20 protein-coding genes are annotated in these 17,674 nt (G+C 59.3%); 7 read left to right on the top strand and 13 right to left on the bottom strand.

Features of this window, described 5'->3' with window-relative positions:
- Position 1 precedes the first annotated feature (1 nt).
- The 3 genes from GVK32_RS10240 to sad all read right to left on the bottom strand — a co-directional run bounded on the left by GVK32_RS10240 (position 2) and on the right by sad (position 2,761).
- Entirely contained in the window at positions 2 to 367 is a 366-nt protein-coding gene (locus tag GVK32_RS10240) for a DUF4186 domain-containing protein (protein WP_159869044.1), read from the bottom strand.
- Positions 367 to 1,293 carry a glutaminase B gene (glsB, locus tag GVK32_RS10235; RefSeq protein WP_159869041.1) on the bottom strand — a complete coding sequence of 309 codons (927 nt, stop codon included), beginning with the start codon at positions 1,291 to 1,293 and terminating at the stop codon, positions 367 to 369. The genes GVK32_RS10240 and glsB overlap by 1 nt, the downstream gene beginning before the upstream one ends.
- 79 nt (positions 1,294 to 1,372) lie before the next feature.
- Positions 1,373 to 2,761, bottom strand: a complete 1,389-nt coding sequence (sad, locus tag GVK32_RS10230; RefSeq protein WP_200842858.1) for a succinate-semialdehyde dehydrogenase — start codon at positions 2,759 to 2,761, stop codon at positions 1,373 to 1,375.
- 115 nt (positions 2,762 to 2,876) lie between these two features.
- On the opposite strand from sad, the gene GVK32_RS10225 reads away from it, so the two are divergent.
- Positions 2,877 to 3,755, top strand: a complete 879-nt coding sequence (locus GVK32_RS10225; RefSeq protein ID WP_159869038.1) for a LysR family transcriptional regulator — start codon at positions 2,877 to 2,879, stop codon at positions 3,753 to 3,755.
- Here GVK32_RS10225 and GVK32_RS10220 read toward each other — a convergent pair.
- Both GVK32_RS10220 and GVK32_RS10215 read right to left on the bottom strand, forming a co-directional pair.
- Positions 3,709 to 4,191: a GNAT family N-acetyltransferase gene (locus GVK32_RS10220; protein ID WP_159869035.1), complete on the bottom strand. Its 483-nt coding sequence runs from the start codon at positions 4,189 to 4,191 to the stop codon at positions 3,709 to 3,711. The genes GVK32_RS10225 and GVK32_RS10220 overlap by 47 nt on opposite strands.
- Before the next feature lie 97 nt (positions 4,192 to 4,288).
- Positions 4,289 to 5,092 (bottom strand): PhzF family phenazine biosynthesis protein, encoded by an 804-nt coding sequence (locus GVK32_RS10215; RefSeq protein ID WP_159869032.1) that lies wholly within the window; start codon positions 5,090 to 5,092, stop codon positions 4,289 to 4,291.
- A gap of 199 nt (positions 5,093 to 5,291) precedes the next feature.
- Here GVK32_RS10215 and GVK32_RS10210 point away from each other — a divergent pair, with 199 nt between their 5' ends.
- Positions 5,292 to 6,488 carry a sugar transporter gene (locus tag GVK32_RS10210; protein WP_159869029.1) on the top strand — a complete coding sequence of 399 codons (1,197 nt, stop codon included), beginning with the start codon at positions 5,292 to 5,294 and terminating at the stop codon, positions 6,486 to 6,488.
- A gap of 64 nt (positions 6,489 to 6,552) precedes the next feature.
- On the opposite strand, the gene GVK32_RS10205 is transcribed toward GVK32_RS10210, so the two are convergent.
- Positions 6,553 to 7,221 carry a MarC family NAAT transporter gene (locus GVK32_RS10205; RefSeq protein ID WP_159869026.1) on the bottom strand — a complete coding sequence of 223 codons (669 nt, stop codon included), beginning with the start codon at positions 7,219 to 7,221 and terminating at the stop codon, positions 6,553 to 6,555.
- A 248-nt stretch (positions 7,222 to 7,469) separates the two neighbouring features.
- On the opposite strand from GVK32_RS10205, the gene marR reads away from it, so the two are divergent.
- From marR to marB, 3 genes are read left to right on the top strand one after another with little or no spacing between them, the layout of a single operon-like run.
- The gene (marR, locus tag GVK32_RS10200; protein ID WP_159869023.1) at positions 7,470 to 7,904 is read left to right on the top strand and encodes a multiple antibiotic resistance transcriptional regulator MarR; all 435 of its coding nucleotides are present in this window, start codon (positions 7,470 to 7,472) and stop codon (positions 7,902 to 7,904) included.
- 17 nt (positions 7,905 to 7,921) lie between these two features.
- Complete coding sequence (marA, locus tag GVK32_RS10195; protein WP_004862191.1) at positions 7,922 to 8,302, top strand: MDR efflux pump AcrAB transcriptional activator MarA; 381 nt, start codon at positions 7,922 to 7,924, stop codon at positions 8,300 to 8,302.
- Between the two features lie 30 nt (positions 8,303 to 8,332).
- The gene (gene marB, locus GVK32_RS10190) at positions 8,333 to 8,539 is read left to right on the top strand and encodes a multiple antibiotic resistance protein MarB (RefSeq protein WP_159869020.1); all 207 of its coding nucleotides are present in this window, start codon (positions 8,333 to 8,335) and stop codon (positions 8,537 to 8,539) included.
- A gap of 64 nt (positions 8,540 to 8,603) precedes the next feature.
- On the opposite strand, the gene GVK32_RS10185 is transcribed toward marB, so the two are convergent.
- Both GVK32_RS10185 and eamA read right to left on the bottom strand, forming a co-directional pair.
- Positions 8,604 to 9,080 carry a GNAT family N-acetyltransferase gene (locus GVK32_RS10185; RefSeq protein WP_159869017.1) on the bottom strand — a complete coding sequence of 159 codons (477 nt, stop codon included), beginning with the start codon at positions 9,078 to 9,080 and terminating at the stop codon, positions 8,604 to 8,606.
- Positions 9,081 to 9,154: 74 nt separating this feature from the next.
- The gene (gene eamA / locus GVK32_RS10180; protein WP_159869014.1) at positions 9,155 to 10,054 is read right to left on the bottom strand and encodes an O-acetylserine/cysteine exporter; all 900 of its coding nucleotides are present in this window, start codon (positions 10,052 to 10,054) and stop codon (positions 9,155 to 9,157) included.
- A 192-nt stretch (positions 10,055 to 10,246) separates the two neighbouring features.
- Here eamA and ydeE point away from each other — a divergent pair, with 192 nt between their 5' ends.
- Together ydeE and GVK32_RS10170 are read left to right on the top strand one after the other, a co-directional pair.
- The gene (gene ydeE / locus GVK32_RS10175; RefSeq protein ID WP_159869011.1) at positions 10,247 to 11,446 is read left to right on the top strand and encodes an efflux MFS transporter YdeE; all 1,200 of its coding nucleotides are present in this window, start codon (positions 10,247 to 10,249) and stop codon (positions 11,444 to 11,446) included.
- 105 nt (positions 11,447 to 11,551) lie between these two features.
- Positions 11,552 to 12,022, top strand: a complete 471-nt coding sequence (locus tag GVK32_RS10170) for a helix-turn-helix domain-containing protein (protein ID WP_159869008.1) — start codon at positions 11,552 to 11,554, stop codon at positions 12,020 to 12,022.
- Between the two features lie 48 nt (positions 12,023 to 12,070).
- On the opposite strand, the gene urtE is transcribed toward GVK32_RS10170, so the two are convergent.
- The 5 genes from urtE to urtA form a co-directional block, all read right to left on the bottom strand.
- Positions 12,071 to 12,769 (bottom strand): urea ABC transporter ATP-binding subunit UrtE, encoded by a 699-nt coding sequence (gene urtE / locus GVK32_RS10165; RefSeq protein WP_159869004.1) that lies wholly within the window; start codon positions 12,767 to 12,769, stop codon positions 12,071 to 12,073.
- 9 nt (positions 12,770 to 12,778) lie between these two features.
- Positions 12,779 to 13,576, bottom strand: a complete 798-nt coding sequence (gene urtD, locus GVK32_RS10160; protein WP_159869001.1) for an urea ABC transporter ATP-binding protein UrtD — start codon at positions 13,574 to 13,576, stop codon at positions 12,779 to 12,781.
- On the bottom strand, positions 13,576 to 14,649 hold the full coding sequence (gene urtC, locus GVK32_RS10155) for an urea ABC transporter permease subunit UrtC (RefSeq protein WP_115192673.1): 1,074 nt from the start codon (positions 14,647 to 14,649) through the stop codon (positions 13,576 to 13,578). Before urtC ends, urtD begins: the two co-directional genes overlap by 1 nt.
- Positions 14,649 to 16,214 carry an urea ABC transporter permease subunit UrtB gene (gene urtB, locus GVK32_RS10150; RefSeq protein WP_159868998.1) on the bottom strand — a complete coding sequence of 522 codons (1,566 nt, stop codon included), beginning with the start codon at positions 16,212 to 16,214 and terminating at the stop codon, positions 14,649 to 14,651. The genes urtC and urtB overlap by 1 nt, the downstream gene beginning before the upstream one ends.
- 98 nt (positions 16,215 to 16,312) lie before the next feature.
- A complete protein-coding gene (gene urtA / locus GVK32_RS10145; protein ID WP_159868995.1) occupies positions 16,313 to 17,584 on the bottom strand; it encodes an urea ABC transporter substrate-binding protein in 1,272 nt (423 codons plus the stop codon).
- Between the last annotated feature and the right edge of the window lie 90 nt (positions 17,585 to 17,674).

Here is a 17,674-nt window from a genome sequence, read left to right as displayed (position 1 = left end):
ATCAATGGCCGGGAGAATTCATCTGCAGCACCAGCCAATGGTGAATAACCTGCACAACGTAGCGCTGCTCGTCGGCGCTCAGCACCCGGCCAGGCGGGATCGCGTGCCACTTTTCGAGGCAGCCGCGACAGCAGGTGGCGGTGGCGTGCTGGGCGATAAATACCGGATGACCGCGCATCGGTGTTTGCTTGCCGTCATTCAGGATATTCGCCGGCGCCAGGCGGCGGGCAATAAAATCCGCCGCGTGCTGGTCAATGGTCTCCGCGCCTTTATCGAAACAGTATTGCCGCTCTTTTATTCCCAGCTTAAAGCGGGAGCGAAAGGCCGAACGCTGCAGCCGGCTAAATAAATCGTTTATCGTATCCATCAGAATACTGACCTTCCCACCTTCTGCGTAAGTTTCTCCAGTACCGCAATCCCGGCCAGCGAGTTCCCGGCCTGGTCCAGCTCCGGGCTCCATACCGCAATGGCCATCTCTTGGGGAACGATCGCCACGATCCCGCCGCCCACGCCCGATTTTGCCGGCAGCCCGACGCGCCAGGCAAACTCCCCGGCGTTTTGATACATCCCGCTGGTCATCATCAGGGCATTGACCTGGCGCGACTGAATCGGTGCGATCACCGGCGTATCGAGATGCGGCGCCATTCCGCGATCGGCGAGGAACAGAAAGGTCCGCGCCAGCTCAACGCAGCTCATCTCCAGCGAACAGTAGTGGAAATAGTTTTGCAGCACCGTCGCGACGTCGTTATGAAAATTGCCGAAGGACTTCATGAGCCAGGCAATCGCCGCATTGCGCGCCGAATGCTCAAACTCGGAGCGCGCCACCAGCGGGTCGTAGGCGATATCCGCCACGCCGCTCAGGCGTCGGACAATTTCCAGCATCCGCTGGCGCGGCGCGCTGAGGCGGCTTTGCAGCATATCGCACACCACCAGCGCCCCGGCGTTAATAAAAGGATTGCGCGGTTTTCCCTGCTCGATTTCCAGCTGCAGGAGCGAGTTAAACGGCTGGCCGGAGGGATCTTTCCCCACCCGCCGCCAGATCTCCTCCTCCTGGTAGTGGTTCATCGCCACCACCAGACTGAGCACTTTAGAGATGGATTGAATGGAAAAACGCTCATGGGCGTCACCGGCACAGTAGTGCTGTCCGTCAACCGTGCAGATCGCGATGCCAAGCTTATTGCCGCTCACGCTGGCCAGCGCCGGAATGTAGTCCGCCACCTTGCCGCGCCCAATCAGCGGCCTGATATCTGCCAGAACTGCATCCAGCATTGCATTATTGATGACCATCGCCACACCCGGCTCCTTGCCCACATCCAAATTCGGGCTGCGAGTATAGCAGAGCGCGGCGACAGGCGTCAGGCGCTAACGTCGATTAGCGGCGGTCTTTCCATACGGTCTGCACGTTACAGAACTCATGCAGCCCAAAGTGCGAGAGCTCGCGACCAAAGCCGCTTTTCTTCACGCCGCCAAAGGCCACCCGGGCGTCGCTGGCGCTGTAGCCGTTGATAAAGACGCCGCCGCACTCCAGTTGGCGGGAGAAGCGGTCGGCCTGTTCATCGCTGGCGGTATAGACGGTGGCCGAAAGGCCAAATTCGCTGTCGTTAGCCAGTTCGAGGGCGTGTGCGGCGTCGCGAGCCACGGTTATGGTGGCAACCGGGCCAAACAGCTCCTGGCGGAAACCGGTCATTTCCGCGGTCACGTTACCCAGCACCGTCGGCGCATAGTAGTTACCGGCGCCGGCAACCTTTTCGCCGCCGAGCAGCAGGGTCGCCCCTTCCGCCAGCGTCGCCGTCACCTGCTGATGGAGCTCGTCGCGCAGGTCGAAACGCGCCATCGGCCCAAGATAGTTGGCCTCATCGCGCGGATCGCCCATTTTCAACGCCTCAACGGCGGCAACGAATTTTTTGCTGAACGCATCGGCGATTCCGGCTTCAACAATAAAGCGCTTTGATGCGGCACACACCTGCCCGGTGTTCTGGTAGCGTCCAATGACCGCCGCCTTCACCGCCTCGTCGAGGCTGGCATCGTTGAGCACGATAAACGGATCCGACCCTCCGAGCTCCAGGACGCACTTCTTCAGCGCGGCGCCGGCCTGGGCGCCGATCGCCTTCCCGGCGCGCACGCTGCCGGTTACCGTCACCGCGGCGATACGCGGATCGTTAATGGTCTGCGATACGCCTTCATTGGTGGCGTTAACCCAGCCAAATACGCCGGTCGGCAGCCCGGCCTGAGCGAAGATATCGCCGATCAGCGCCGCGCTGCCCATCACGTTCGGCGCGTGCTTGAGCAGATAGCTGTTGCCCGCCAGCAGGATCGGTACCGCGCCGCGCAGGACCTGCCACAGGGGAAAGTTCCACGGCATAATCGCCAGAATGGCGCCGAGCGGGCGGTATTCGATAACGGCCTTATTTTCTTCGACCTGGGTGGCTTCGGTTTCCAGCATTGCCGGACCGTGCTCGGCATACCAGTCGCAGAGATTGGCCGATTTGGTCACTTCGCCGCGGGCCTGAGCAATCGGCTTGCCCATCTCCAGGCTTATCATCTGCGCCATCTCTTCCGCCCGGCTGCGCAGAGCGCTGCCGACCTGACGCAGCGCATCAGCGCGCTGGGCTACGCTGGCGGCGCGCCACTGGCGATAGCCCTGCTCCGCAAGACCAATAGCCGCATCGACCTCTTGTTCAGTAGCCCAGGGCAGAGACGACACAATTTCACCGGTGGTCGGGCTCACGGAAACCGCATGAGTTGCAGATAAATTCATCATTATTCTCTCTGTTTTGATGGCGAATGTTGATTGCGAACTGACCTCATTCTGGCTTACGCTTCCATTCATTGAAAATGAATAATATTAAGCAACCCGTTCACAAAAGAAGAATACTATGGACCTGACCCAGCTTGAGATGTTCAACGCCGTCGCCGCGACCGGCAGCATTACCCAGGCCGCACAGAAGGTGCATCGCGTCCCTTCGAACCTCACCACCCGCATTCGCCAGCTGGAGGCCGACCTCGGCGTGGAGCTGTTTATCCGCGAGAACCAGCGCCTGCGCCTTTCTCCCGCCGGCCATAGCTTTCTGCGCTATAGCCAGCAGATCCTGGCGCTGGTCGATGAGGCGAGAATGGTGGTTACCGGCGATGAGCCGCAGGGGCTGTTTTCGCTCGGGTCGCTGGAGAGTACCGCCGCGGTCAGGATCCCTTCAGCGCTGGCGCTCTATAACCAGCGCTACCCGAAAATCCACCTGGCGCTGTCGACCGGCCCTTCCGGCAATATGATCGACGGCGTGCTGGAGGGCACCCTGAGCGCGGCATTTATCGACGGACCGCTGGTGCACCCGGGCCTCGAAGGCCTGCCGGTATTCCCGGAAGAGATGATGATCGTCGCACCCATGGGCCACGCGCCGATTACGCGCGCCAGCGAGGTGAACGGCGTCAGCGTTTACGCGTTTCGCGCCAACTGCTCCTACCGGCGTCACTTTGAAAGCTGGTTTCACGCCGACCGCGCCACCCCCGGGCGGATCCACGAGATGGAGTCCTATCACGGCATGCTGGCGTGCGTGATTGCCGGCGCCGGGCTGGCGCTGATCCCGCGCAGCATGCTGGAGAGCATGCCCGGCCATCAGCAGGTTTCCGCCTGGCCGCTGGCCGAAGAGTGGCGCTGGCTAACGACCTGGCTGGTGTGGCGGCGCGGGGCGAAAACCCGCCAGCTGGAGGCGTTTATAGCGCTGCTGAACGAAGATCGGCAACGAGCAGTTTCTCCATAAACAGGCTCAGCGGGTCCTCCTGATAGGGGGCAAAGGGGCTGCGCGTTTGATAGCCGCTGCGGGTATAGAGCCTGACGGCGGCCTGCTGGTAAATGCCGGTTTCGAGGCGCACGGTGTGGCAGTCGCGGCGGCGGGCTTCGCTTTCCAGCGCCTCCAGCAGCCGTTCGCCCAGCATCTGCCCGCGGTGGTTAGGATCGATAAACACCCGCTTCATTTCGCCAAAGCCATCGTCGTCAAGGACGATAGCTCCGCAGCCCACCGCCTGCTGGTTGTCATCCCTGATCAGCAGCACGATAACCGACTCCACCTTTAGCTGGCTCAGGTCGACAAGGTGGTTGCTCTCTGCGGGATAGAGTGATTCCTGAAAAGCATCCAGTTGGGCAATCAGGGCGGTCAGGTCAGGGTGGGACAACGAGGTCGGGGCGATGGTGTACATTACTGACTCCTTTTTTTGAGCCACTGTAGCGCACGCGTACGCCGATCGTTCATAGCATTAACTTATCGCGCCGCGCCTCCCTGAGCGGCGCGCTCTTTTACACTTTGACCGGGCGCAGGCTAATTTTGCCAATCAGGTAGGTTACCGCCTGGCCGCCAATCAGCACCCGCTCGCCCTGCCACTGACAGCGCAGGTCGCCGCCGCGGGCCGATACCTGACGCGCCTGCATCTGCGTTTTGCCAAGCTTCTCGCCCCAGTAAGGGATCAGCATGCTGTGGGTCGAGCCGGTGACCGGATCTTCGGCAACGCCCTCGCCGGGACAGAAGAAACGGCTGACGAAGTCGTACTCCTCGTCCGCCGCGCTGATGCAGACCATCTTGCCGAGCCGCTGGAGCTGGTGCATGTCTGGACGGACGGCCTCAACCTGCTGACGATCCGCCAGCACCACCAGATAATCACGCCCGACCCGCACGTCCAGCGCGTGGCTAATTCCCAGCCCGGCCAACAGCTCGGCGGGCAGGTGGGCAACTTCCGTCGTCGACCACGCCGGGAAGTCGAGGGTCAGCCAGTCGCCGTTGCGCGTCACCCGCAGCTCGCCGACAAAACGGGTGCTGAACACGATCGTCGCGGACGGATGGTCGAGGTATTCAAAAATAACGTGCGAGGCCGCCAGCGTCGCGTGGCCGCACAGGTTTATCTCATACTGCGTGGTGAACCAGCGCAGCTCATAGCCTTCATCGGTGCGCACGAAGAAGGCGGTCTCCGACTGATTATGCTGCTGGGCCATTTTCAGCAGCGTCTCGTCAGGCAGCCACTCGGTGAGCGGGCATACCGCCGCGGCGTTACCGCCAAAGTTACGATCGCTGAAAGCATCTACCAGATAAAAATCAATTTCCTGCATAACTGTAGTCCTTTTTTTTACTTATCCTCAACATGACATAAAAGCGCGTTGTGCACACGATCCAGATAGAAATTAATCTGTTAGCCCGTTTATCACTGTAACGGCATAATGAGACATAGATCACAAAATGATTGTATTTTCAGCAGCAATCGTTTTAAGATCGCCTTCTCTTCTTCTTCTAAGCACTAGTGCAAAACCTATGATTACAAACACGGTTTCACGCAGGGTCGCGTGGCTTCGGGTAGTCACGCTGGCGATCGCCGCTTTTATCTTTAATACCACCGAATTCGCGCCGGTCGGCCTGCTGTCCGATATTGCCGGCAGCTTTGGGATGGAAACCGCCCAGGTCGGCATGATGCTGACTATTTACGCATGGGTTGTAGCCTTAATGTCGCTGCCGTTTATGCTGCTCACCAGCCAGATGGAGCGCCGCCGCCTGCTGATCGGCCTGTTTATTCTGTTTATTGCCAGCCACGTGCTGTCGTTTTTTGCGTGGAGCTTTAACGTGCTGGTGATCAGCCGTATCGGTATCGCCTTTGCCCACGCGGTGTTCTGGTCCATTACCTCGGCGCTGGCGATCCGCATGGCGCCGCCGGGAAAACGCGCCCAGGCGCTGAGCCTGATCGCCACCGGCACCGCGCTGGCGATGGTCTTTGGTATTCCCATCGGCCGCATCGTTGGTCAGTATTTCGGCTGGCGCACCACCTTCCTGGTCATCGGTCTTGGCGCGCTGGTGACGCTGGTGTGTCTCTACAAGCTGCTGCCGAAGCTGCCAAGCGAGCACTCCGGTTCGCTGAAAAGCCTGCCGCTGCTGTTTCGCCGCCCGGCGCTGCTCAGCATCTATCTGTTGACCGCTATCGTGGTGACGGCGCACTACACCGCGTACAGCTATATTGAGCCGTTTGTGCAGACGGTGGCCGGTATGAGCGGTAATTTCGCCACCGTATTGCTGCTGGTGCTCGGCGGCGCGGGGATTATCGGCAGCGTGATGTTCGGCAAGATGGGCAATAAGCACGCTTCAGGGCTGATTAATATGGCGATTGGCCTGCTGCTGGCCTGTCTGCTGCTGCTGCTGCCGGCATCGCAAAACGCCAACCACCTGATGCTGCTGAGCATCTTCTGGGGCGTGGCGATTATGATTATCGGCCTCGGGATGCAGGTTAAGGTACTGGCGCTGGCCCCGGACGCAACCGACGTTGCTATGTCGCTGTTCTCGGGGATCTTTAATATCGGTATCGGCGCCGGCGCGCTGGTCGGTAGCCAGGTGAGCACCCATCTGTCGATGGCCTCTATCGGCTACGTCGGAGCCATTCCGGCGCTGGTAGCGCTGGTCTGGGCGGTGATGATTTTCCGCCGCTGGCCGGTGTCGCTGGAAGAGCAGCCCCACCACTCCTGATAGCGGCAGTAAAAAAGCCGGATAGCGCTACGCTGTCCGGCTTTTTTGAGCGGCTGTTCACCCGTCAGGCATGATAGGTGGTAATGATTTCCAACACCCCGTTAATAATAAACTGCACGCCCATGCACACCAGCAGGAAGCCCATCAGGCGGGAGATCGCCTCGATGCCGCCCTTCCCGACCATGCGCATAATCGCCCCGGAGCTGCGCAGACAGCCCCACAGAATAATCCCCACCAGGGCGAAGATAATCGGCGGCGCCACCAGCACCACCCAGTTGGGGAAATCAACGCCGTGTTTCACCGTCGACGCCGAGCTGATGATCATCGCAATGGTCCCGGGACCTGCCGTACTCGGCATCGCCAGCGGCACGAAGGCGATATTGGCGCTCGGCTCATCGACCAGCTCTTCCGATTTCATTTTCGCTTCCATCGAATCGTGCGATTTCTGCTGCGGGAAAAGCATCCGAAATCCGATAAAGGCGACAATCAGCCCGCCGGCAATACGCAGCCCCGGTATCGAAATACCAAAGGTGTTCATGACCACCTGACCGGCGTACCACGCGACCATCAGAATAATGAACACATACACCGAAGCCATCAGCGATTGTCGGTTACGCTCGGCGCTGTTCATGTTGCCCGCTAACCCGAGGAACAAGGCCACGGTAGTGAGCGGGTTTGCCAGCGGCAATATCACCACTAACCCTAGCCCTATCGCTTTAAAGAGTTCGATCATGATTAATTAAGGCCCTGTTAATATTACACTATTAAAAAAGTTTCCCGGCGCAAGTATAGCTTTTGTGGCGTTGGCCTTGCCAGCGCTTATCTTGCTTCTGCCGCCGCGCCAGCGCCGTCTCGCCCCCGCTATCGGCGCTATTTATTGCCGCTTTAGCAAATCGTGTCATCAGCTAATTCATCAGGTTGACTTATGATTGCCTAGGCAATAATATCAACAGCAATTAAATAATTGCCTGGGCAACCATTGTGAAAAGCACAAGTGACCTGTTTAACGAAATGATCCCCCTCGGTCGCTTGGTCCAGATGGTTAACCAGAAAAAAGATCGCCTGCTCAACGAGTACCTCTCTCCGATGGATATCACTTCCACCCAGTTCCGGGTGCTCTGTTCCATTCGTTGCGAAGTATGCATTACCCCCGTTGAGCTGAAAACTGTGCTCTCGGTCGACCCAGGCGCAATGACGCGCATGCTCGATCGCCTGGTCTGTAAAGGCTGGATTGAACGGTTACCCAACCCCACTGACAAACGCGGCGTACTGGTGCAGTTAACGCCAGACGGCGCGGCGCTATGTGAGCAATGTCATCAGGTTGTGGGTCAGAAATTGCACCAGGAATTAACAAAAAATCTGTCGGCGGATGAAGTGGTCACCCTTGAGTATTTACTCAAGAAAGTCCTGCCGTAATAAGAAGAGGTAAGATGATGTCCAGACGCAATAACGACGCCATCACTATCCATAGTATTTTGTCGTGGATCGAAGATAACCTGGAATCGCCGCTGTCGCTGGAGAAAGTGTCTGAGCGCTCAGGTTACTCTAAATGGCACCTGCAAAGAATGTTCAAGAAAGAGACCGGTCACTCCTTAGGCCAGTACATCCGCAGCCGCAAGCTGACCGAGATTGCCCAGAAGCTCAAGCAGAGCAACGAGCCGATTCTCTACCTGGCGGAGCGTTACGGATTTGAATCACAGCAAACGCTGACCCGAACCTTTAAAAACTATTTCGACGTTCCGCCGCATAAATATCGCATGACAAATATGCCGGGTGAATCCCGCTATCTAATGCCACTGAACAACTGTTGTTAATCGCCTGCAAAAAGACGTATTGAGGAAATCATGAAACTATTCGCTTCCGCTGCTTTTGTCCTGCTCGCGCTGGTCTCCAGCCAGAGCTTCGCGGAGCAAACCACCACGCCGGTACGCCACAATCAGCACGATGCCATGATTATGCCGTCCGAGCACAACGACTCGCCGTTTGATTTCAATCATCTGGCCGCCGGTAGCGATAAATCGGATGAGTTAGGAGTACCCTATTATAACTAATTGCACTACCCGAGCATTTCGCCCCGTTTACGGGGCTTTTTTTTGCCTGCCGGAAAACCGCAGTTTACCCTCGCAGACGTTTGCTCATATTAATACCGGTGACATGAAAACCGCTGGCCTCATAGACGTGCCGGGCGCGCGCATTGTCGCCCGCGACGCGAAGCCCGATCTGCTCAAACCCCTGCTCCCGCATCGCATCTTCAAACACCTGCATGGCCTGCTTACCCAGCCCCATTCCCTGGCAGGCGTTGAAGATATGAAAATCATAGATGAAGACCCGGCACCGGTCGGCATCGGGTTTGTACCACAGGTAGCCGACCAGCCTGTCGTTATTATCCTGTCGGGTCATTAAACACAGCAGGACCTGACCAGGGGTATTAACGCCAGCAGGAAGGTCGTCCGCGATCTCCTGCTTTGCCCTGGCCAGTGATGCCTCAGCCGAAAGTCGGTAGTTTGCCGTAATTTCTCGCGCGTAATCGGCAATAAAGTAATCCAGATAGCCCGGATATTCATCCTCGCGCATGGGGCGCAGCGTAATCATTGAAATTCCTTCTAGCGTGTTTTCTTTATAAAAATCCGCGCTTGCGCCGGTGAAATCTGCGCAAGCGCCTGGGCTTATCTCGGCACCGCACCAGCCCGACGCACCCGCAGGCCGAACACGTTGATATACAGCCCGCCCATGATCAACACCGCCCCCAGCATCTGCAATCCGTTCAGGGTTTCGCCGAGCAGTAGCGCGGCGCTGGCCATCCCCACCACCGGTACCAGCAACGACAGCGGCGCCACCCGCCAGGTTTCATAGCGCCCGAGCAGCGAGCCCCAGATGCCATAACCGACGATGGTGGCAATAAACGCCAGATACAGCAGCGAGAACACCGTCAGCATATCGATATGGCGCAGGCTGTCGGCCATCACTTGCGGGCCATCAATAAACCATGACGCCAGCATAAACGGCAGGACAGGAATCAAGGCGCTCCACACCACCAGCGACATAATCTGCGGCTTCTCGGCATGGGACATGATTTTCTTATTAAAGATATTACCCGTGGCCCAGCTCAGCGCGGCGGCCAGGGTCAGCATAAAGCCAATCACCGGCACATGCTGGCCGCCGAGGCTCGCCTCAACCAGCACCAGCACGCCGAAAATGGCCAGCGCAATCCCCGCCATCTGCTTGCCCTGCAACCGTTCGCCAAAGGCAAAGACGCCGAGAATAATAGTGAAGAACGCCTGCGCCTGCAGGACCAGCGACGCCAGTCCGGCGGGCATGCCTAAAGAGATGGCGCAGAATAAAAAGGCGAACTGGCCAAAGCTGATGGTCAGCCCATAGCCCAGCAGCAAGCGCAACGGAATTTTCGGCCGGGCGACAAACAACAGCGCCGGAAAGGCCACGAGTAAAAACCGCAGCCCGGCCAGCATCAGTGGCGGCATATTATGAAGACCGAGCTTAATCACGACAAAATTAAGCCCCCATACCACGACCACCAGCAGCGCCAGCAGCCCGTCTTTACGTGTCATACCCGGCCTCTGTTGTTATGTAAATTTTTGTGAACTAAATCAAAGTACCGAAAAACTGCTCCGGCGGATAGATCATTATTTTTGGCAGGGTCGGAAAGCACCTCCGGACACCTGGCAAGGCTATACAAGCTATTAAGAGCATGATATTTCTGAAGGGTACAACATAAAAATAACATTTCATCAGGCAAAAAAATGATACCGACCATCAGGCGCTCGACCATTGCGTTGCTGGCGTCCTCGCTGTTGCTGACTATCGGTCGCGGCGCCACGCTCCCCTTTATGACCATCTTCCTCACCCGTCAGTACCATCTGGCGGTGGATCACATTGGCTATGCGCTGTCCATCGCCCTGACGATCGGCGTAGTGTTCAGCATGGGGTTTGGCATTCTGGCGGATAAGTTTGATAAAAAACGCTATATGCTGATTGCGATACTGGCCTTTATCGGCGGCTTTCTCGCCATTCCGCTGGTCAATAGCGTGACGCTGGTGGTGTTCTTCTTCGCCCTGATCAACTGCGCCTATTCCGTCTTCGCCACCGTGCTGAAGGCCTGGTTTGCCGATATGCTGTCACCGGAGAAAAAAGCGCGGATTTTTTCCCTCAACTATACCATTCTCAATATTGGCTGGACCGTCGGGCCGCCCATCGGCACGCTGCTGGTGATGCACAGCATCAACCTGCCGTTCTGGCTGGCAGCGGCATGCGCGTCGGTACCGCTGGTGTTTATTCAGCTTTTCGTCCAGCGCACAACGGCGGCGGTCGCCCAGGATAACGCGGTGCAGTGGTCGCCGTCGGTGCTGCTACGCGACCGGGCCCTGCTGTGGTTTACCTTTTCCGGCCTGCTGGCCTCGTTTGTTGGCGGCTCCTTCGCGTCCTGTATTTCCCAGTATGTACTGGTGGTTGCCGATAGCAGCTTTGCCGAAAAGGTAGTGGCGGTGGTGCTGCCGGTGAACGCCGCGGTGGTGGTCTCCCTGCAGTACGCCGTGGGTCGGCGACTGAGTGCCAGAAACATCCGCCCGCTGATGACCTTCGGTACGGTCTGTTTCATCCTTGGACTGGGCGGTTTTATGATCTCTGACAACAGCTTGCTGATGTGGGGCCTGTCTGCCGCGGTGTTTACCCTCGGCGAGATTATCTATGCCCCAGGCGAATACATGCTGATTGATAACATTGCCCCGCAGGGGATGAAAGCCAGCTACTTTTCCGCCCAGTCGCTGGGCTGGCTGGGCGCGGCCTTTAACCCAATGATGACCGGCGCTATCCTGACCCATATGCCACACTGGTCGCTGTTTGTGGTGTTGATGGTGGCGATAATCGTCGCCTGGATCATGATTTTACGCGGCATGAAAGCGCGACCGTGGCATAGCGGCGGCTGCGCGACCGCCAGCGCCTGAGCCCCGTGTCATGCGGCTGTCAGGTTACTGTCGGGTGCGGATCGTGGCGCCCGACGGTGCTCTGTCGCACACTCCATCTCAGGTTTTCACCCGGAGATAGACAACATGAACAGCAGCAATCAGGTTAAACAATTACGTCTGCAACGTGCCTGGTCCCAGGAGCAGTTAGCCGAACTGGCCGGCGTCAGCGTGCGCACCATTCAGCGCATCGAGAACGGCGATCGCCCAGGCCTGGAAACGCTCAGCGCCCTCGCCGCCGTATTTGAGGTTAACGTGGCCTGTCTGAGCGATGACGCGCCCGTCGGTCACGAAGAGTCGCTCGATTTACGCATTGAGGAAGCCAAAGAGCGGCTCCACCAGGAGAGCAGCTTCTTTCGCTCGCTGTCGGTAGCTGTGGTGGTTTGCCTCCTGTTGGCGGTACTAAACCGGGTCACCGGCCCCGAAAACTACTGGTCAGCATGGGTCGCCGCCATCTGGGGCGCGCTGCTGCTGATGAGAGCGGCCCGGCTGTTTGTCTTCAGCGGAATGGCCCGCAGCTGGCGCCAGGCCCGGCTGCAGCGATTGTTGCGCAAGTAGACTCTGTTCAGCGCGACGTCAGGCGTCGCGCTGAACGGTTATTGCGGCTTAGATAGCCACCATTCCGCGCACGCCCTCGGCTTCCATATCCGCACCCTTTCCCTGCTGAATAATTGTCCCTCGCGACATCACCAGGTAGTGGTCGGCAAGGGCAGCGGCAAAATCATAGAACTGCTCAACCAGCAGGATCGCCATATCGCCACGGTTCGCCAACTGGCGGATAACTTCGCCGATCTCCTTAATCACCGAGGGCTGAATGCCCTCCGTTGGCTCATCGAGGATCAGCAGCTGCGGCCGGCTTGCCAGCGCCCGGCCAATCGCCAGCTGCTGCTGCTGACCGCCGGAGAGATCGCCCCCACGCCGCTGCTTCATCGTTTTTAACACCGGAAACAGCTGATAGATCTCCTCCGGAACCTGACGCGCGTCGCGGGCGGAAAAGCGCGACAGCCCCATCAACAGATTCTCTTCAACGGTGAGGCGGGGAAAGATCTCTCGCCCCTGCGGAACATAGGCGATCCCGGCCTGTACGCGCTGATGAGGCCTGCGCGCCGTGATAGTCTTGTCCTGCCATATCACCTCGCCGCTGCGCGCCGGGACCAGCCCCATCAGGCACTTCAGCAGCGTGGTTTTCCCGACGCCGTTGCGCCCCAGCAGGCAGGTAATTTCCCCCGGGCGGGCGGCAAAATCGACGCCGCGCAGAATATGGCTGCCGCCGTAGTATTGATGTAACTGGTTAACCTGCAGCATCGGCGCTCCTTAGCGTCCAAGATAAACGTCAATCACCTGTTCGTTGGCCTGCACCTCGCGCAACGAGCCTTCCGCCAGCACCTGCCCCTGATGCAGCACGGTTACCCGGTCGGCGATGGTTTCGACAAACCCCATGTCGTGCTCCACCACCATCAGCGAGTGCTGCCCGGCCAGGGTACGAAACAGCTCGGCGGTATACTCGGTTTCGGCATCGGTCATCCCGGCGGCGGGTTCATCGAGCAGCAGCAGGTGCGGCTCCTGCACCAGCAGCATGCCGATTTCAAGGAACTGCTTTTGCCCGTGGGAGAGCAGCCCCGCCTGCCGCCCGCGCTCGGCATCGAGACGCAGCAGGCGCAGGGTCTCGCTGATGCGATCCTCCTGCTCCCCGCTCAGCCGCGCGCGCAGGCTGGCCCAGACCGATTTATCGCTTTTCAGCGCCAGCTCGAGATTTTCAGCCACCGTCAGCGCTTCAAAGACCGTCGGCTTTTGAAACTTGCGCCCGATCCCCTGGCGGGCAATGGCTATCGGGTCAAGGGACATCAGGTTGATGGACTGATCGTACAGCGCCCTGCCGCTCTGCGGCCGGGTTTTGCCGGTAATCACATCCATCAGGGTGGTTTTTCCGGCGCCGTTGGGCCCGATAATACAGCGCAGCTCGCCCACGCCAATCTGCAGCGAGAGGTCGGTCAGCGCCTGGAAGCCGTCGAAGTTGACGTTAATCTTTTCCAGCTGCAGCACCGGGTCGGTTTGCTCGCGAAAGCGATCCGTCGGCAGTTGGCGGGTAAACAGGCCGTCATCCGGTTGCATCAGCGGTCTCCTTTACGCAGCAGGCCAATCACCCCACGCGGTAAAAAGAGCGTGACGATGATAAAAATCAGTCCAAGAAACAGCTGCCAGTACTCCGGGATCGCCATCGTAAAGTAGCTTTTCGCACCGTTGACCAGCCCCGCGCCCAGCACCGGGCCGACCAGGGTTCCGCGACCGCCGAGCGCCACCCAGATGGCGGCCTCAATCGAGTTGGTCGGCGACATTTCGCCAGGGTTAATGATCCCCACCTGCGGGACATACAGCGCCCCCGCCAGCCCGCACAGCACGGCGGAAAGCGTCCATACCAACAGCTTAAAGCCGCGCGGATCGTAGCCGCAGAACATCAGCCGGTTTTCGGCGTCACGCACCGCCGTCAGAATGCGGCCGAACTTGCTGGTCGCCAGGCGAAAGCCTATCCACAGCGTTAACAGCAGCAGCAGCACCGTCGCCATAAACAGCGCCGCGCGGGTGCCGGTCGCGGTGACGGAGAAGCCGAGCAGCGTGGTGAAGCCGGTAAAGCCGTTGTTGCCGCCGAAGCCAGTCTCGTTGCGAAAAAAGAGCAGCATGCCGGCGTAGGTCAGCGCCTGGGTCATTATCGAGAAGTAGACCCCTTTGATTTTGGAGCGAAAGGCAAACCAGCCGAACACCAGCGCCAGCAGCCCGGGAACCAGCACCACCAGCAGCATCGCCCAGGCAAAGTGCTGGGTTCCCCACCAGAACCACGGCAGCTCGGTCCACGACAGGAAGGACATAAACGCCGGTAGACCGTCGCCGGCCGCCTGACGCATCAGATACATGCCCATCGCATAGCCGCCCAGCGCAAAGAAGATGCCGTGGCCCAGCGACAGCATGCCGGCATAGCCCCACACCAGGTCCAGCGCCACCGCCACGACGGCGTAGCAGAGGATTTTTCCGGTCAGGGTCAGCAGCCAGGTCGGCACCGCCAGCGGATGCGACTGCGGAAGCAGCGCCAGAAACGGCATGCTCAGCAGCGCCAGGATCGCCAGCAGCCCAAGCCACCGCAGAGGCCGCGGCGCGTTGCGCGCAAGTCGTAAGGTCATCGGTTGGCTCATCAGTCAATCACCCTGCCTTTTAACGCGAACAGCCCCTGCGGGCGTTTCTGGATAAACAAAATAATCAGCACCAGGATCAGAATTTTTCCCAGCACCGCGCCCAGCTGTGGCTCGAGGATTTTGTTAAAGATCCCGAGGCCAAATGCCGCCACCACGCTGCCCGCCAGCTGGCCAACGCCGCCCAGCACCACCACCAGAAACGAGTCGATGATATAGCCCTGGCCAAGCTCCGGGCCAACGTTGCCGAGCTGCGACAGCGCGACGCCGCCCAGGCCCGCGATCCCGGAGCCGAGGCCAAACGCCAGCATATCGACCCGGCCGGTCGGTACGCCGCAGCAGGCAGCCATGGCCCGGTTCTGCGTGACCGCCCGCACGTTCATGCCCAGACGGGTTTTATTCAGAATCAGCCAGGTAAAGAACAGAACGAGGATCACAAAGCCAAGCACCGCCAGCCGGTTCCACGGCAGGATCAGGTTGGGCAGCACCTGCATGCCGCCGGAGAGCCACGCCGGGTTCGCCACCTCGACGTTTTGCGCGCCAAACAGCATCCGCGTCAGCTGAATAAGCATCAGGCTGATCCCCCAGGTCGCCAGCAGCGTTTCCAGCGGGCGCCCGTAGAGATGACGAATGATGGTACGCTCCAGCGCCATGCCGATCCCGGCGGTGACCAGAAAGGCCACCGGCAGCGCAATCAGCGGATAGAGCGCCAGCCACTGCGGAGCGAACTGGGACAGCGCCTGCTGCACCAGCCAGCAGCTGTAGGCGCCGATCATCAGCATTTCGCCGTGGGCCATATTGATGACCCCCAGCAGCCCGTAGGTGATGGCCAACCCCAGCGCCGCCAGCAGCAGCACCGACCCAAGCGACAGCCCCATAAAGGCCTGGCCGAGAATTTCCCCGAGCAGCAGCCGCTGTTTAATCTGGCTCAGGCTGTCGGCCGCCGCGCTGCGTACGCCGGCATCAGGCTCATGCTGCGCATCGGTAAAGGGCACCAGCAGCGCCTGGGTTTCGGGGTCGGAGGAGTGGCCCAGCCGCTCAACCGCCGCCAGCCGCTGCTCTCTGGCAGGGCTGCTGAGCTGAAGGCGAGCCAGCGCCATCTCCAGCTGCGTTTTGACTCCGTCATCCGTTTCTGCCGCCAGCCGCTGCAGCAGCAACCCGCTCATTTCCGGGGTGGCTTCCCGCTGGAGGATCTTCACCGCCGCCGCCCTCTCAGTGACACTGTCACTCACAAGCAGGTGCGTGGCCAGCGCCCCGGCGGCCAGGTTTCGCAGGCGGTTGGTGAGCCGAACTGGTTTGGGGGTGCCTGAAGGTTCCGCCGCCGCGCCCAGCGCCTGCTGATTGCTGAAAGCGTGGCCGCTGCTATCAACCTGCAGCGTTTCTGCCGCTAAGGCGCGCAGCAGCGGCAGACGCTGGGCCTGCGGAGCTGCGGCCCACTGCTCGAGCAGTCGCGCCTGCTGGCTACGATTTGCCGTCACGAAATCATCCGCGTCCGCTGCCTGCGCGCGCCACGGCAAAATCATCACCAGCAGCGCGAAGTAGTAACCCATGATGCGCAGCGCCTTCATGATTGCTCTCCTTGTGGCGTTCCGGGTCGCCCGTACGCTCGTTAATGCACGTTCCACCCGCCCGGGCCGTAGCCCGGGAAGGTGACGCTAAGTGACGTTTAGTTGCTGACGGTTTTTACCGGATGGTCGGGCTTCTTGTCGTTACCGGCGATCCACGGGCTCCACGGCTGGGCGCGAACCGCGTCGTCGGTCTGCCAGACGACGTTGAACTGACCGTTGCCTTCGATTTCACCGATCATCACCGGCTTATGCAGATGATGGTTGGTGGCATCCATGGTTAAGGTAAAGCCGGACGGCGCTTTGAACGTTTGCCCGGCCATCGCCGCGCGAACCTTGTCCACATCGGTCGTACCGGCCTTGCTCACCGCCTGAGCCCACATGTGCAGCCCAACCCAGGTGGCTTCCATCGGATCGTTGGTGACGACGGTATCGGCGTTCGGCAGCTTGTGGGCTTTTGCATAGGCGCGGTAGTCGGCTACGAACTGTTTGTTGGTCGGGTTGTCGACCGACTCAAAGTAGTTCCACGCCGCGAGGTTGCCGACCAGCGGTTTGGTATCGATGCCGCGCAGCTCCTCTTCCCCCACCGAGAACGCAACCACCGGGACATCGGTAGCCTTCAGTCCCTGGTTCGCCAGCTCTTTATAGAACGGAACGTTGGAGTCGCCGTTGATGGTCGAGACCACCGCGGTTTTTCCGCCGGCGGAGAATTTCTTAATATTGGCGACAATCGTCTGGTAATCGCTGTAGCCAAACGGGGTGTAGACCTCTTCGATATCCTTATCCTGAATCCCTTTGGCGTGCAGGAAGGCGCGCAGGATCTTGTTAGTGGTGCGCGGATAAACGTAGTCCGTCCCCAGCAGGAAGAAGCGTTTCGCCCCGCCGCCGTCTTCGCTCAGCAGGTACTCCACCGCCGGGATAGCCTGCTGGTTTGGCGCCGCGCCGGTATAGAAGACGTTCGGCGACATCTCTTCACCTTCGTACTGTACCGGGTAGAACAGCAGCCCGTTGAGCTCCTCGAAGACCGGCAGAACCGATTTACGCGATACCGAGGTCCAGCAACCGAAGACCGCCGCCACCTTGTCCTGAGTCAGCAGCTGGCGGGCTTTTTCCGCAAACAGCGGCCAGTTCGAGGCCGGGTCAACCACCACCGGTTCGAGCTTTTTGCCCAGCACGCCGCCTTTGGCGTTAATATCGTCGATCGCCATCAGCGCGACGTCTTTGAGCGGCGTTTCGGAGATGGCCATCGTCCCGGAGAGTGAATGCATAATGCCGACCTTAATGGTGTCGGCGGCAAAAGCCGGGAATGTGTAGCCCATGCTGATGACAGAGGCGGAGAGTGCAAAAGCTTTTAATAGTGTTCGACGCTGCATGTTCACTCCTGAATATCGCAAAAACAAAAAATGAATTAACGACTAACCGGAAGTGATAAGGCAAAAAAGATGCCAGGTTGCGAAACAACC

This window comes from Klebsiella sp. 18074 (assembly GCF_902705905.1).
GTDB classification, from domain to species: domain Bacteria; phylum Pseudomonadota; class Gammaproteobacteria; order Enterobacterales; family Enterobacteriaceae; genus Klebsiella; species Klebsiella terrigena.
Note: the sequence above shows the minus strand (reverse complement) of the source record. Positions and strands in the feature narration are given on the sequence as shown.